The 15,367-nt window shown below is 44.7% G+C and carries 13 protein-coding genes; all 13 read left to right on the forward strand.

The features are described from left to right. The first annotated feature begins 14 nt into the window (after positions 1–14). A complete protein-coding gene (locus BN1938_RS03730; protein WP_050639314.1) occupies positions 15–206 on the forward strand; it encodes a hypothetical protein in 192 nt (63 codons plus the stop codon). A 152-nt stretch (positions 207–358) separates the two neighbouring features. Continuing rightward, positions 359–877 (forward strand): signal peptidase I, encoded by a 519-nt coding sequence (gene lepB / locus BN1938_RS03735; RefSeq protein WP_050639315.1) that lies wholly within the window; start codon positions 359–361, stop codon positions 875–877. A gap of 192 nt (positions 878–1,069) precedes the next feature. Then, complete coding sequence (locus tag BN1938_RS03740) at positions 1,070–1,909, forward strand: tyrosine-type recombinase/integrase (protein WP_050639316.1); 840 nt, start codon at positions 1,070–1,072, stop codon at positions 1,907–1,909. 427 nt (positions 1,910–2,336) lie between these two features. Next, on the forward strand, positions 2,337–2,729 hold the full coding sequence (locus BN1938_RS03745; RefSeq protein WP_050639317.1) for a hypothetical protein: 393 nt from the start codon (positions 2,337–2,339) through the stop codon (positions 2,727–2,729). A 19-nt stretch (positions 2,730–2,748) separates the two neighbouring features. Next, a complete protein-coding gene (locus BN1938_RS03750) occupies positions 2,749–3,135 on the forward strand; it encodes a DUF2304 domain-containing protein (protein WP_082202773.1) in 387 nt (128 codons plus the stop codon). Next, complete coding sequence (locus BN1938_RS03755; RefSeq protein WP_050639318.1) at positions 3,132–5,255, forward strand: NAD-dependent epimerase/dehydratase family protein; 2,124 nt, start codon at positions 3,132–3,134, stop codon at positions 5,253–5,255. The genes BN1938_RS03750 and BN1938_RS03755 overlap by 4 nt, the downstream gene beginning before the upstream one ends. Positions 5,256–5,270: 15 nt before the next feature. Beyond that, on the forward strand, positions 5,271–6,182 hold the full coding sequence (locus tag BN1938_RS03760) for a hypothetical protein (protein ID WP_242843797.1): 912 nt from the start codon (positions 5,271–5,273) through the stop codon (positions 6,180–6,182). 92 nt (positions 6,183–6,274) lie between these two features. Beyond that, a complete protein-coding gene (locus tag BN1938_RS03765) occupies positions 6,275–8,503 on the forward strand; it encodes a pilus assembly protein (RefSeq protein WP_242843798.1) in 2,229 nt (742 codons plus the stop codon). Continuing rightward, the gene (locus tag BN1938_RS03770) at positions 8,500–9,273 is read left to right on the forward strand and encodes a glycosyltransferase family 2 protein (protein ID WP_050639320.1); all 774 of its coding nucleotides are present in this window, start codon (positions 8,500–8,502) and stop codon (positions 9,271–9,273) included. The genes BN1938_RS03765 and BN1938_RS03770 overlap by 4 nt, the downstream gene beginning before the upstream one ends. Next, on the forward strand, positions 9,270–10,946 hold the full coding sequence (locus BN1938_RS03775; protein WP_050639321.1) for a DUF2194 domain-containing protein: 1,677 nt from the start codon (positions 9,270–9,272) through the stop codon (positions 10,944–10,946). Before BN1938_RS03770 ends, BN1938_RS03775 begins: the two co-directional genes overlap by 4 nt. Positions 10,947–11,002: 56 nt before the next feature. Then, positions 11,003–12,442: a GT4 family glycosyltransferase PelF gene (gene pelF / locus BN1938_RS03780; RefSeq protein ID WP_050639322.1), complete on the forward strand. Its 1,440-nt coding sequence runs from the start codon at positions 11,003–11,005 to the stop codon at positions 12,440–12,442. After that, positions 12,423–13,880: an exopolysaccharide Pel transporter PelG gene (gene pelG, locus BN1938_RS03785; protein WP_050639323.1), complete on the forward strand. Its 1,458-nt coding sequence runs from the start codon at positions 12,423–12,425 to the stop codon at positions 13,878–13,880. The genes pelF and pelG overlap by 20 nt, the downstream gene beginning before the upstream one ends. Beyond that, entirely contained in the window at positions 13,867–15,366 is a 1,500-nt protein-coding gene (locus BN1938_RS03790) for an MATE family efflux transporter (RefSeq protein ID WP_050639324.1), read from the forward strand. Before pelG ends, BN1938_RS03790 begins: the two co-directional genes overlap by 14 nt. Position 15,367: the final 1 nt, after the last annotated feature.

Raw genomic sequence — 15,367 nt, forward strand, 5'->3', positions numbered from 1 at the left:
AAGGAGGAATCAATATGTCATATATCTTTTCACACACCGTGCTTGGTTTTTGCTGGTGGGATCTTCCTGCATTAATCGTTTTGATTGTTGTTATCGTTGGATTTGCGGTAAAACACCACAACATGAAAAAAGAGGAAAACGATCTGGAAGATCAGCTGTCCGAACTCTACACAAACGATACAGTAGAGATTGACAGTAAAACATAATTATTAAAAACAATAAGCCCCTGGGAGTAACCTTCCGGGGGCTTTTTTAGAATATTCTGAAAACGGTACGCAAAGGGGTCAGACCCCTTTGCAATATTCCCAATCCGAGGTATAATAGGGATATATAATTTATATAGAAAGCAGTGAATCCCATGTCAAAGAGAATACTAAGCAAATATGACGGTAAAAAGCAGAAGTGGCTGCATGATATTATTGAGATCATTATAATTTTTCTTGTAGTTCTTATTTTATTTAATTTTATTATAGGAGTATCGTTTGTTAAAGGAAAATCCATGTATCCAACGCTTCACAACAATGAGATTGCCTTTTATACCAGAATTATTCCGCATTTTGACAGGGGGGATGTGCTGTCTGTGAGAATGCCTTCCGGGGAGTATTACGTGAAGCGTGTCATTGCAGTTGGCGGTGATACGGTGGACATCAGGAAAGGAAAGTTATATGTTAACGACGAGGAGATGGATGAGCCCTATGTGAATGGGGAGACCGAGAGGAAGGTCGGAGGGGTTGAGTTCCCTTATACTGTTGAGGACGGAAAGGTTTTTGTAATGGGGGATAATCGTGAGGAGTCTATGGACTCCAGGGATTTTGGTGCTGTTATCCGTAAACAGATAAAGGGGAAAGTGTGGTTGTACATCGGCAGGATATCGTAAGAGCTGCCGCAGAGGAATGAGAACCAATAAAAGAGAGCTTCACAGGACTGATGCCAGAGGGTGGCAGTTCCGTGAAGCTTTTTTTCGTAATGGGAATGCTTTCATTTCAATAATAAAAAAAGAAAAAATACTTTCAAAATGTATATTTTTCTGTCAAAATTGTATTTTAATAAATAAACGGAGGAAAAAAATATGACAGAAAAATTATGTATTAAAAAAGTGAAAGAATTTGAAAGAAACCTGGTTTTGAATGAAAAATCTCAGGCTACTATAAAAAAATATTTAAAGGAAATACAAAATCTATTTGATTTTCTTGGTGACGGGGAATTAAGTAAAAGCAGACTGTTAGAATACAGAGAATTTCTGCAGGAGGAGTACAAAGCACAGACGATTAATGTAAAGCTGTCGGCTGTTAATGCGTTCCTGGAATTCGCAGGCCTATCGGACTGCCGTATAAAATTTGTTAAAGTCCAAAAGAAATCGTTTGTAGAGGAAGAAAAGGAGTTAAAAGACGCGGAATATAAGTCTTTGCTGATTTCCGCCAAAAAGACAGGGAAAACCCGGCTATATTATATTCTGCTTACATTATGCGGGACAGGAATCCGAATCAGTGAGCTGAAATATATCACGGTTCATGCAGTAAGCCAGGGCCGGGCGGAGATAAATATGAAAGGCAAGCACAGAGTAATCCTTCTTCCCAACGAGCTAAAGGATAAGCTCAAAGAATATATAAACCATAAAAATATTAGGGAAGGGTGTGTGTTTATAACAAAAAACGGGAATCCGGTAGACCGGTCCAACATCTTTCATGAAATGAAGAAGTTGTCTAACGCGGCAGGAGTAGAACCGCAAAAAGTATACCCGCATAATCTCAGGCATTTGTTTGCGAGAAGCTTTTATGAAGTAGAAAAAAATCTATCCCATTTAGCGGATATTCTGGGCCATTCTTCTATTGAAACAACGAGGATTTATGTTGCATCCAGCTATAGGAACTTTGACAGGATACTGGATAAAATGCAGCTGATAATATAAAAACCACAGAATCAGTATTCTGTGGTAAAAGAGATAAGTTATACATAAATTTGATGCTTTTATTATATATTAAAATCCGTCGATATTCAATTACATTTTATAAAAGCAATATAATTTTATACTGTTTTTAAGCATTCCTACACAATTTATCATAATTTAAAGATCTATATGTATAAAAATAAGACCTGCCGCAATTATTTTTCAAAACAGGTCTGCCCAACTACGCCCAAAATGTAATCTGAGCATATAAAACATAGATATCTCTAAAGAAGAATCAGAAAATGGCTTACATAATCTGAACCTCTCCACCACAGAATACTGATTCCGTGGTTAAATACATAAAAACAGTGATATCTAAATTATCCGGCCACCACAGAATACTGATTCTGTGGTAATTCAATGAACAGGATAAAAAGGACGGCCCCCTATGGATAAAAGATATCACATTTCCGCTCCGTTGAGCATAGAATTTCAAAAAAAATCCATGTTTTTCCTTTATGAAGAAAACATAAAAAAGGAAATCCCTTATTCAGAGCTCATCATTGTTTATCTGGCAGTGAAAGACAATTATTCCGGCGGAATATACATGCCGGATATTACAGAAATCACCCCGGACATGGATGGCTTTATTATGATATACGGGCGGGCAGCGGATTATGAGCTGCATACATATAAGACACATAAGACTGCAGGCGAATTGTTTATTGAGATGGCAGCACATGCAGGGCAGGGTCTGTTTGGCTATGAGCAGTGGATCGAAGAGATAAGGCGGGATGCTTTTGAAGATGCCGGAGACATGATGTCAGGATGGCAGTACTAGTATAGAGGAGGGACAGTATATGAGCATCGTTCTACAAATATTATCTGTTGCGGTATGTCTGTTAATGTTATACGGCCTATGCCGGGAGATGAAAAAGAAGCATCTGTCAGAAAATCAGGCGATCCTATGGATTGCAGGGGTGGCAGGCCTTCTGATTTTATCAGTTTTTCCAAAGATACTGCCTTGGGCGGCACAGCTTCTGGGAATCTGGTGGCCGCCGGCATCCCTGATCTTTTTCTTCCTTATCGTTATTATATTGATTATACTGCGCCATACGGTCACGATCTCCTCGATGGAGACAGAGATAAAAGAGCTGGCAATGCAGATAGCACTTTTAAAGGACGAGAACACTGAACTGGAAAACAGGTTAAACAGTAAAGCTAAAGGGGAGAGCGCCGATATATGAAAGTATTGATTTGTGGAGAATATGGCATATACTGCAGGGAGTTAATTTCCAGGCTGAAAAAAGAGAAGCACGACATTTTTGTTATAACAGGATCGGAGAAAGCCCGGAGGGAGAAACCAAGATCCGGAGTTTTTCAAGAATACAATTTCAGTTACCGGAGTAAAAATATCGGTACGATCATGAAAAATGTACAGGCGGATGTGCTGCTGATTATGGGAATCTGCGACACCAAATTTACCTGGCAGGATATAAATCAGGAGTCGGTGCGCTATCTGACCAGTATCACTAATATCCTGATGAGCGCAAAGGAAGCGGGAATCAAACAGGTCATCTACTGCTCCTCCCTGGGGATCTACGATGGCTGTGAGGATGAAGTTATTGATAAGGACACTGATTTTGAAGCCAATTCTATTCTGATGCAGACGGTAATTCAGACGGAATACATGTGCGCAGAGCAGAATATCCCGGGGGAGTTTGAAATATGTGTTATCCGTTATCCGGAAGTATACGGTGATTATAAGACCCATAATGGCAATATCTGTACAAGGCTTATGGAGACCTTTTTTACCAGTACGGAGATGGAGATTGAAGCGGGAAGGCAGCACCGGGTGCTGTATGTCAATGATGCTGTAGATGTTCTGATGCGGGTATTTCTGTGCAAAGAACGGGAGAAAAATTACCTGATACCAGGAACTGTTTATACGGAACGGCAGCTCATCGATGCAGTTAAGACCGTGATCCCGGGAAGGGAGACCAGGATCAATGAGGCCGTGTATAAAACAATTCCACTCCCCGGGATAGCGGATCCGCATCTGGAGAGGCTGGGGATTTACGAAAAATACAGCCTGGAAGATGGGCTGAGAGAGTTGTTTAAGATATACGAAAAGGAAAAAAATCTGGAGATAAAAGAGGAAAAGAAAAAATCGGTTATCAAAGACAAATTAATTCCTCTGTTGGAGAATGTAGGGCTGTTTCTTCTCATGACACTGCTGACCTACCTCCTCAAAGACACCTGGTTCGGGAGCATAGCCGATCTTTATCTGATCTATGTAGTTATTATTGCCGTGGTATACGGGTGCGCCCATGCGCTTTTTGCAACGCTGCTCACGCTGCTGGCAAAGATTGGGGAGATCCTTATTACAGGAGGCGCATTTGATTATGCGGCTTTTACAGGAATCCTGCAGGTTCTTGTCATCGGCGTTGTTGTGGGGCATATGAGAGACAAATACAGAAGAAAAAACGGCGATCTGGAGGACGAGAAGAAATATTACCAGAGCGAGCTTGTAGATATGACCCGAATCTACGATGGGAACCGGTACGTCAAAGAGATTTATGAAAAACGGATTGTAAACTACGAAAACAGCATGGTGAGGGTCTATGAAGCCTCCAGTCAGCTGGACTTCTGGGAACCGCAGAAGGTGATTTTCCAGGCGGTCGATGTAGCGAGGGAGCTGATGGGAATCGATGACGTAGCAATCTACATAACAGGCAGCAATACGGGATATCTGCGCCTTGCGGCTGCTTCCTCCGAAGAGGCGCGTCAAATGGGCAAGTCCATTCATGCGGACGAGAATTTCTTCATGGGTAGGCAGCTGGTTGAAAGAACGGTATACCGGAACAGGGATCTTGAGTCGTCCCTTCCATCCTATGCATGCGGAATATATGACAGAGAGAATCTGAATGCCATTATCATGCTGTGGACGAAAGACCTTACCAAAATTAACCTCTATGAGTCTAATATGCTGGCTCTGATCTGCCGTCTGATTGAGGCATCTATGAACCATGCGGCCACATACTGGAACCGGCTGGCGAACCAGTATATCGAGGGGACAAATGTACTCAAAGAAGAGGAATTTGATAAAATGTATCAAATCTGCCAGGAGGGATCCAAGCAGAATAAGCTGGAATATACGGCCCTCAGGGTACCCGGACCGTACCTGCAGAGCAGGGGGGCAGAAGGGTACACCCAAATTGCTTCCTTAATAAGGCAGACAGATATCATTGGGGAAAGAGACGGAGATATATGCATTCTCCTGATGAACACGAACGAAAAGGAAGCCGATTATGTAATTCAGCGCTTTCAGAATGCAGGAGTACGGGTAGAAAATGGAATTGGATGATAGGAGCTGGAAAGAGTGGAAAACAAATGGTTCATGTGGATTTTGATCATAAACACGTGTCTGGCGCTGGTTTATTTTCTGTACAGAGGCGTACTAAAAAAAGAATATAAAAAGGCCTTTCTTCTGACCATATTCATGATACTGGTTCCGGCAGTTGGAGTCATATTCTTATCGTGCAGTGAGCTGTTTAACTTTATCCTGTTTCATAAGCGCGACGGACTGTTGAACGAAGAGGAACTAAGTTTCAGCAAAAAAAGAACCCGTATGATCATAGGCGAAGATATTGAGAAGGAGGTTGACAGAGTGCCCATCGAGGAAGCGCTGATGATCTCTGACACCATGAACAGAAGGCAGCTTTTCCTGGAGGTACTTAAGCGTCCGGATGTGGAAGATTATATGGGAGGAATCCGCAGCGCCATGGCGCAGGAGGATTCAGAGGTGGTGCATTATGCGGCATCCTACATAACAGACACGATTGCAAAATATAAAGATACGGAGAAACGGCTCCGGTCGATCTATGAGCAAAGCAAGGAAATTGATACGCTTCTGCTGTACCTTCAGTTCTGTGACAATATGCTTCACAAAAAAATATTCAGCGAACCTGAGCAGAAAATTTATCTGAATTTTTTTGAAGGATACATGGAAGAACTCTATCAGAAGGACAAAGCAAAGGTGAATGGAGCCATGCTGGGGGATATCATTGAATTCCGGAACGAGTATCAGGACGTGGGCAGCACTGAAAAATGGGTGAAACGTGCAGAGGATATGATGGAACAGGATCTGGCTGCGGCTAAGGAAGTTCTGAAGTACTATTTTAAGATAAAAAACAAGTATGGGTTCAGGGAAGCTGTCCGGCGGATTAAGGAGTCGTCTCTGAATCTGGACAGCGAGCTTCTTGAATGGATCCGGTTTTATCCGGCAGACTGATGAACCTGAGAAAAGAAGCATGACATGACACACGACGTGCGCCCCGTCCTGGTAATTCCGGGGTGTACTTGAATAAACAGACAGGGTGGTAGATGACGATGATATGGGAAAATGTGTGGACGATAATAGGGAGCGCGGCAGGATATTTTTTTCTGACTCTGATGCTTCCCTCTGTCTGCCTCCGAAAATATACAGCCGAAAAAGAGCTGACTTTCCGTTTTTTCTTCTATCAGTGCATCGGAAATTTATATATTAACTTTATTGTTCTTTTACTTGGATTTCTGCATTTGGTTCATTTTATTTCTCTGCTGCTCCTGCTGGTTATCCTGCCTTTATCCCTGACATCCTGGAGAGAGCGCAGAAGGATCATGGCCTTTTGGCGGCGTTCGGCAAAGGTCCTGAAGGAACTGATACTGGGAATCTATGGCTTCCAGGTGTTTTTCCGTAAAATCAGGCAGAAGCTGCTGGGGTGGCTGATCCAAAAGAAGCGCTGTCTTAAGGGAAATGTGGCAGAAATCCTGATATTTAGTGCTGTGATGGCCTGGATCATCTGGTTTTACGGATGGTACAAACTGCATAACACGGGGTATGGGCACACGGACGAGGAGACCCACCTTTACTGGATCGGGGCGCTGATCCATGGTAACCTGTTCCCGGCCGGAATGTATCCCCATGGCGTGCATACCCTGAATGCAGCGCTTGGAACATTGTTTCCGATGAATGTTACCCGGGTTTACCTGAACTTTTCGGTTCTTTCAACCGTCATGGTTTTTGGCTCGGCATATGCACTGTTCAGAAAATTCTTTTCCAACAGATATGTGGCCATGGCAGGCTGGGCCTTTTTTGTTTTTACGGATTTATTCCATACTACGTCCTATTTTAGATTTCAGTTTTCCTTTCCAATGGAGTTCGGGCTTGTTGCTGCTTTCGGCATGGTCTATGCCATGCTGGCGTACATAAAAAATAAGCAGAAGGGAGAGCTGATATTGTTCTCCGCGTGTATTACGTGGACGCTCATGGCCCATTTTTATATCACCATCCTTTGTTTGGTTATCTGCGTCTGCTTTGGGTTGGTCTTTTTCATTCCCATTCTGCGAAAGAAAGTCCTGCTTCGATTTGCTGCGGCCGGGCTTGCAGGCGTTATTCTGGCGTGTATCCCCTACGTCTGGGGATATCTGAACGGATATGAGTTTGAGCGTTCCATTGAATGGGCGCTGGGGATCGCACAGACAACGGCGGAGTCGGAGAATCAGGAAGATGCGGATGGCGGTAAGGCGGAAGCAAAGTCCTATAACTGGCGGGAGGAAGATGTCCTGACGCTTGCGGAAAATCTTCTGAAGGATGAATCCAAATATCTGTCTTACAACTATGTGAACAAGAGAGATACGGCCAGTATGCTTATGCTGGCGGACGGGGCGCTTGCCGTTTATGCCCTGCTGGGCCTGATCTTTTCCAGACAGAAGATAAGGTATCTGGGGTATCTCTTCTGGGCTGTATTGTGGGAGGCCGGCGCGATACTCGCATGTGCCTATTACCTGAATCTTCCGGCCCTGATCGAAGTAAAGCGCATGGCAACGTTTCTGACGTTTTTGAGTATCCCGCTGCTGGGGCTGCCTTTCGAAATGCTGTTTACTATGCTCAGGCTGTGCAGGATAAAGGAAAAGTACCTGGAAATGTCCTTCGCAATTCTGATTACCGGCGGTATCTGGGCCATGTCGTCTGCCGGGAGAATAAAGGAAGAGCGCTATTACAGCATTACAATCTCTGAGGCAGATATGAGGGTGAGCCTGGATCTTTGTGAAAATCACGAAAAGTACACGTGGACAGTCATATCGCCCACCAATGACCTGTCGGTAATCCGGTACGATGGCTATCATTATGAAATCGTGGACTTGTTAAAAGACTTAGACAGGGGAAAGAAAAGTATCTATATTCCCACTCCGGACATATACGTAGTGACAGAACGGCATCCGATCTCTTTTGCCAATGACCGGCGGGAAATAGACAGAAGCGACATCGATGCACCGGACAAGGTGAAGGCAATCAGCCCGGAGATGGCACTGCAGGACATTGACTGGACCGAGGATTCAAGCGGGCTGCATGGTGCAGATGCGCCGTATTATTACCAGAGGGATGTGGTTATGTCCAAGCTTCATTACTGGATGGAGGCGGTAAAACAGATCTATCCAAACCATGTCTGGGAATATTACAGCGATGAGACGGTGACTGTTTTTAAGATTTCACAAGATCCTTATTTTACATTAAATCTGTCTGTAGACTATAAGAAACTAGCGGAAGAAGAGGTAGGTGGCAAAGAATGAATAATATACTTTTGATGATACCGGCGTATAATGAGGCTGAAAATATAGGAGATCTGCTTCTAGACATGAAAAAAATGGGGCTGGAGGCGTACATGGATGTCCTGGTGATCGATGACTGCTCTGCGGACAGTACTTCAAAAATTGTGGAGGAGACCGGTTTTAAGGTGATACGCCAGGTCTTCAATATGGGATACGGCGCAGCTTTGCAGACCGCTTATAAGTATGCCGTGGAAAAAAAATATGCTTATCTGCTTCAGATGGATGCGGACGGCCAGCACGATCTCTGCAACATAAGAGTAATTTGTGAAAAACTGGGCTGTTTTCCGGCGGATGGCGGCGAGCAGAAAGGCACATGTGGGGACGGCGCCTGCCCGGATATTGTGATAGGTTCCAGGTTTCTCGAAGGGAGCCAGTCTTTCCGGATTTCAAAATTAAAAAAGTATACGATCTATTTCTTCCGGAAAATCATTAAAAAAGTGACCGGCTGCAGTCTGACCGATCCTACCAGCGGCCTGCAGGGACTGAACAGAAAGGCGTTTGCATTCTATGCTGAGTACAATAACTTTGATTTAAAGTATCCGGATCTGAATATGATCGTGCAGATGCTGCTGCTTGGTTTTAAGATCGAAGAGGTACCTGCCGTCATGCATGAGCGGACCGCGGGGGTATCCATGCATACCGGCCTGTTAAAGGTAGGGAAGTATATGGTGTTAATGATGTTGAGCACATGGAATGCCTGGTCGCGTTATAAAACAGGGAGCATAAAATGAAATTACTGAATAAGCTTGACCTTTCCAAAAAGAACCAGCTGAAGAAATACATATTTGTTTACATAGTAATTATCCTATTCTGCCTTCTCTTTGTTTTTTTGATTGTGAGCAACCTGGATAATATTTGGAGGAGCATTCATGAATCCAGCCGAGTCGAAACAGACAACCGTGCAGAATATAAGGCGGTGGTGAAGCTGGCGGAGCAGCTGGATAAAGAACAAGCCGGAAAGGGAGCAGAATACAAGACTGCTGAAAAGACTGTAGTCTGGGGGCGGGATACCGCAGGTTACCAGACATCCGTCCTGCAGCTTGAAAATATGAAAGAAGGTTTTCGGACGGAAGAGGTGCTTGAAGATTGTGCCGGGGCTGAAATCTTATTTATATGCAGAACAGATTTTTCGGAGCAGGAGCTCAGGCTGCTAAAACAGTACAGTGAAAGAGGCACAACGCTTTTCTTTACAGAGATCCCCTCGGAAACCGCACTGGAGGACAAAAGCGTGAGAGATCTCCTGGGAATCGATACTTATAAGGGGATTGAGCAAAAAAAGGGGATCCGGCTTACAGAGAATCTTTTGTTCGGTGAGATAGCAGAGAGCAAAGAAGCATTTACGATGAAGGCCGTAACCCTGAAAAGGCAGACAGAAGTCTATGGCTCGGCACTGCAGGATAAGAAGGTAAAAAACGAAAAGCTTGCCCCGGTATTCTGGCGTTATCAGGACAGCATAAAGGGCGGAAGCGTTTATGTGGCGGACCGGGAGCTGATGTCCGCAACCATGGGCTATGCAGTAATCAGCTTTCTTTTTACAGATTTATACCAGGCGTATATGTACCCTATCGTGAATGCTTATTGCTTTGTTGTATCAGGAATGCCATATACCGATGAATTCTCATCAGATTATTTGCAGAAGGAATATGAAAGAAACAGCATGGGAGTGCAAAATGATATTTTCTTCCCGGAATTCCGGCGTTGCGAAGAGCGGTATTCGGTTAAAACGACATGGTACACAGATGACGGTGAGGGGATCAAAAAACCTTCGAATGCGATGCTCGCATATTATCTGGAAGGGATTGTGGAGGGAAGTAATGAGATCGGCTCGCTTAACAGCTACAGCCAGAAACGGGAGACGGACTCGCCCTTTGATAACCGGCTGGAGTTGTGGGATTCTGATTTTAAATGGACAGAAGGGATGACGGATACGGTCTGCATCCCATATCGGCAGATATCAAAGAAAAAATATCAGAACGTCATATTTCAGGATAAGGGGTTAAGCCGCGGAATAGGATTCAATAGTGTTTTTACAGATATTGCCCCGTTTCTATACGGCACGGATGAGGGGAAACCGGTACGATGGATTGACTACTGCCGCAATCTGGAGACAATACTGGGGGTAGAAAAGGAAGATATCCCATGGCTGGAACGAGTGACGGTCGGCGAGGCCGTGTACAGAATCAAAGCGTTTCAAATGATGGAACCGAATATTACGTATTCGGATACCGGGATAGATGCAGTAATCGGTAACTTTACAGGGAGGGCATTTTTCTATCTGTCCCTGCCGGCAGGCCGGGAAATAGTATCGGTAAAAGGGGCTGAGACTACTAAAATCAATGATACGCTTTATTTGGTAGATGCGAAAAAAGAGCATGTAAAGATTACATACCAGGAGAAAAGGTAACAGGAACCGGATGAGGCCGCACAAGGGCAGTATAAGGAAGAAAGGAAATGGTTTGAATGAAAGTATGTTTAATTGTTGAAGGAGCATATCCCTATGTCAACGGCGGGGTATCAAGCTGGATGCAGGGGCTGATGCTTGCCATGCCGGATGTAGAATTCGTTGTGCAGTCTATAGCGGCAAGCCCGGATGCGAATCTGCAGTTTAAATATAAGATTCCTTCGAATGTCAGTGAGATTCAGGAGGTGTATCTACTGGACGACGATTATGTGAATAATAAAACCCAGAAAAGGGTTTCCCTGACAGGGGAAGAGTACGATGCGTTCGAAAACCTGATGTTCGAAAGCAATCCTGACTGGAATGTGATAATCCGGTTTTTTGCAGAAAAAGAGGTTTCGCTGAATGCGCTGCTTTCGGGACGTGATTTTTTTAAGATGACTCTGGACTACTATAATACGAATTTCAGAAGGGTTGTATTTTCAGATTTCCTTTGGACCATGCGTTCCCTTTACCTCCCCCTGTTTACGATCTTAAAATCCAGGACGGAGAAGGCGGATCTGTACCATTCCGTATCCAGCGGGTATGCCGGGATCTGGGGGTGTATGCAGAAGAGCTTATACGGGCGCCCCTTCCTGATGACAGAGCATGGGCTGTACACACGGGAACGGGAGGAAGAGATCATCAAGGCGGACTGGGTAAGCGGGATCTACAAGGATATCTGGATCGACCAGTTCAAAAAGATCGGAGAATGTTGTTACCAGTACGCCGACAGGGTGGTATCCCTGTTTGAAGCTGCCCGAAGGTTCCAGATTGAACTGGGATGCGACGAAAAAAAGACGCTGGTTATTCCGAACGGCGTAAATTACCACAAATTTGAGGGGATCCGGCAGAAAGAGGATACGGATCCATATATCAATGTAGGAGCAGTTCTTCGTGTCACCCCTATCAAGGATGTTAAGACTATGATCAGCGCCTTTGCGCTGGCTAAAAACATGGAGCCAAGACTAAAGCTGTGGATCATGGGGGGCATGGAGGAAGCAGAGGAATATGCGGAGGAATGCCGTACCATGGTGCGGGATATGGACATTCAGGATGTGGAATTTACTGGGATCATTGACGTAAAAGAGTACATTGGCAGGATGGATATTCTGATGCTGACGAGTATCAGCGAAGGCCAGCCGCTTTCTATTTTGGAGGGCTTTGCCGCGAAGAAACCATTTATTGCCACAAATGTAGGGAACTGCAAGGGGCTGATCGAGGGGGAACGCGACAATTACGGCATGGCCGGTTATATTGTGCCTGTAATGGGCGTATCCGAAATTGCCCGCGCGATCCTGAAGCTGGCAGGAGATGAAGCGTCCAGAATCAAGATGGGGCAGGCGGGTTACCAGAGAGTTGTAAAGGCATACGATGAGTCCGAGGTTTTCAGCACATATTATAATCTTTATCTTGAACTGTCAGAAAGAGAGGAGGAGAAAAATGGCGGGCATCGGATTTGAATTAAAGAAAATATACAGGAAAGAAAGCATATCCAGGGGAATGCTGGGCATTGTGTACAGTTCCCTTGTGACCATCGGTCCAATGATACTGGTGATCGTGGCCATCCTTCTGCTCTATTTTTTCCTGGGGATGACGAAGGTGCCGTATGCGGACAGAGAGCTGCTGTCCTCCACCATACTTTACACCTTTATCTTTTCCGTCATACTGACCTCTCCGTTCAATGTCATCTTTTCCAGATATCTGGCGGATAAATTTTACATGGAAGAGTATTCCAACATACTGGCCTCCTACTATACGGGGAATTCTGTATGCTGTATCATAGCAACGCTTATGTTCCTTCCTGTGGGATGGAGCCTGAGGGTACGGGGGAAGATCGACCTGCCGTTTATTCTCGCTGCCTATGTGCAGTGGATGTCGCTGGTTATATTATTTTTTGCGATCACGTATCTGCATGCGACCAAAGATTATAAAATCATTGCGCTGTTCTTTGTGATTGGTATGGCGATCAGCTTTGTCGTGTCTTTTGCCTTCTACCGGTTGGCTGGACAGGATGCGATCCACTCCATCATATACGGGCTGTCGCTGGGATTCTTTGTGATCGCAGTCTGCGATTTTTCCTATATCAAGCGGTATTTTAAAAGCGTGTCGAACGAATACGGGGAGTGTATGCATTACTTGTGGTCGTTTAAACGACTATTAGGGGCCAACCTTTTATACATCCTGGGCCTGTATGTCCATAATTTTGTATTCTGGACCGTGCCCGGCCGCCTCTATGTGGCTTCTACTTATTACAGCCACCAGGCCTATGACATGGCCTCCTGCCTTGCCATGTTTACAAACATTTCCGTGATGGTTTCCTTCATGGTTGTGGTGGAGACGAGGTTCCATACTGCCTATAAAGAGTACATGGAAGGCGTCATCGGGGGAACCTATAAAATGATCGCAAAGGGACGCAAAAAGCTGTTTCGGACGCTCTCTCAGCAGATTATCCAGGTGTTTGGCACACAGATTGCAATCACGTCGGTTATATTTCTGTTTATGGTGTTGTTCGGAAAGAAGATCGGGTTCGACAGTGTTACGATGACGATTTATCCTATGCTGGTCGTTGCCTTTCTCGGAATTTTCATGATGTATGGGAATATTATTTATCTGTATTACTTCGCAGATATGACGGGAGCATTTCTGACGGGCGCGCTGTTTTTTGCAGTTACGCTGATTGCCAGCCTGTTCTCCAGCAAGTGGCCGATTCCGTTTTGGGGCACGGGGGTATTTATCGGAATGCTGACGGGATGGACATACAGCTTTTTCAGAATCCGCTGGATCGAGAGAAATCTGGATACCTTTATCTTCTGCGATTACAAAGTCGTGGACACGATGAAGTCTTCTAATAAAGGAAAAGTTGTTTACCGAAAGAAGGAGCGCAATGCAACAGGATAGTGGAAAAAAGCTACTGCAATGGAATATCATTGTCAGCATGCTCAGCCAGGTCTTGTCACTGGTGATTAATCTGATATCAAAGCGGGTGATATGCCTGTATCTGAACGTGGAGTACCTGGGCCTCCAAAGCCTGTACTCTAATTTCTGTGACGTGCTGTCCTTTGCGTATTTTGGCGCGGGGACGGCCATGCTGTTCAGCTTTTACGGCCCGCTGGCCAGGGGGGACAAAGAAAGGCTGGCCGCAATTTACAGGTATTATGACGGCATTTATAAAAAAATGACCTGGGTAGTTCTGGGAATCGGAACTGTATCGACCATATTTGCAGTATTCTCGGTAAATGCCAGTATCAGTGATGTGGAGGTCACTGTCACATATCTGACATTCATGCTGTCCGTTGTTTTATACAACAGGCAGATGGTGAGAAATTACTTCATCCAGGCGGATCAGCGCAGATACTTTGTGGCGGCGGTGACCGGCGGTGTGGATGCCTCGGCTCTGATCGTTGAGATTCTGCTGTTAAAGTATTTCAGGAGCTATGAGGCATTTGTAATCTGTATACTCGTGAAAAATATTTTCATAAATGGAATTTTCGGCAAATATCTGAAGGCTCGGTATGGATTTTTGTTTGAACCGGGCAGGGAGTTGGAAAAAAAGGAAGCAGATGCCATCAAAAATAATGTGGCCGATATGGTGATGTACCGTTTCGGGAAAGTCCTGATCAGCAATACGGACAATATCTTCATCTCCCGCTTTATTAATACGGCTATGGTTGGAATCTATTCCAATTACCAGTTTATTATTGCGGGAATTACAAGCCTGATTGGAGCATTCTACGAGGCTATTACGGCAAGGGTGGGACAGCTGCTGTCTGTAAGCGAACGGGAGAATCAATACCAGGGATTCCAGTTTTATTCGTTTATCAATTCCTGGATGACGGGAGCCACAATCGTCTGTTTTTATTATCTGGTTCAGGATTTTATCAGGATCTGGATGGGGACGGTGGAGTTGTTGTCCCGGGAAGTGATTATAGTGATCATTGTAAATTACTACCTGGAAATATGCCGTTCTGCCACCAAGATGTACCGGGAGAGTGCCGGGCTGTTTAAAAATATAAAACGGATGATATTGATTAAGGGCGGACTGAATATCGTCCTTTCCTTTGTGCTGGGAAAAATATGGGGTCTGTGGGGTATTTTATTTGCGACGACCATTGCATCGGCGGTCACGCTTTTTTGGTATGAACCCCTCATTGTGTTCAGGTATTTTAGAAAAAGCTTCTTGAATGAAATATACTACCAGTTTATCACGCTTCTGCTACTGGCAGTGTCCCTCTTTGTTACGGGGGCTGCCGTGAGGGCGCTCCCGGAGGGCGGGGTCCTGCATTTTCTGCTCAAAGCGGCTGTATGCGGGGTGGTGTGCAACCTCTGCTATCTGGCATTCTATCTCATCTTTAACCGAAGGATGAAAAAGAACATGAAGGCATAGA

It is taken from the genome of Eubacterium sp. SB2, from assembly GCF_001244405.1.
Lineage (GTDB): Bacteria > Bacillota > Clostridia > Lachnospirales > Lachnospiraceae > Faecalicatena > Faecalicatena contortus_B.

Coding starts and splice junctions, on each gene's coding strand:
- BN1938_RS03730 (WP_050639314.1), top strand. CDS start 15: ATGTCATATATCTTTTCACACACCGTGCTTGGTTTTTGCTGGTGGGAT.
- lepB (WP_050639315.1), top strand. CDS start 359: ATGTCAAAGAGAATACTAAGCAAATATGACGGTAAAAAGCAGAAGTGG.
- BN1938_RS03740 (WP_050639316.1), top strand. CDS start 1,070: ATGACAGAAAAATTATGTATTAAAAAAGTGAAAGAATTTGAAAGAAAC.
- BN1938_RS03745 (WP_050639317.1), top strand. CDS start 2,337: ATGGATAAAAGATATCACATTTCCGCTCCGTTGAGCATAGAATTTCAA.
- BN1938_RS03750 (WP_082202773.1), top strand. CDS start 2,749: ATGAGCATCGTTCTACAAATATTATCTGTTGCGGTATGTCTGTTAATG.
- BN1938_RS03755 (WP_050639318.1), top strand. CDS start 3,132: ATGAAAGTATTGATTTGTGGAGAATATGGCATATACTGCAGGGAGTTA.
- BN1938_RS03765 (WP_242843798.1), top strand. CDS start 6,275: ATGACGATGATATGGGAAAATGTGTGGACGATAATAGGGAGCGCGGCA.
- BN1938_RS03770 (WP_050639320.1), top strand. CDS start 8,500: ATGAATAATATACTTTTGATGATACCGGCGTATAATGAGGCTGAAAAT.
- BN1938_RS03775 (WP_050639321.1), top strand. CDS start 9,270: ATGAAATTACTGAATAAGCTTGACCTTTCCAAAAAGAACCAGCTGAAG.
- pelF (WP_050639322.1), top strand. CDS start 11,003: ATGAAAGTATGTTTAATTGTTGAAGGAGCATATCCCTATGTCAACGGC.
- pelG (WP_050639323.1), top strand. CDS start 12,423: ATGGCGGGCATCGGATTTGAATTAAAGAAAATATACAGGAAAGAAAGC.
- BN1938_RS03790 (WP_050639324.1), top strand. CDS start 13,867: ATGCAACAGGATAGTGGAAAAAAGCTACTGCAATGGAATATCATTGTC.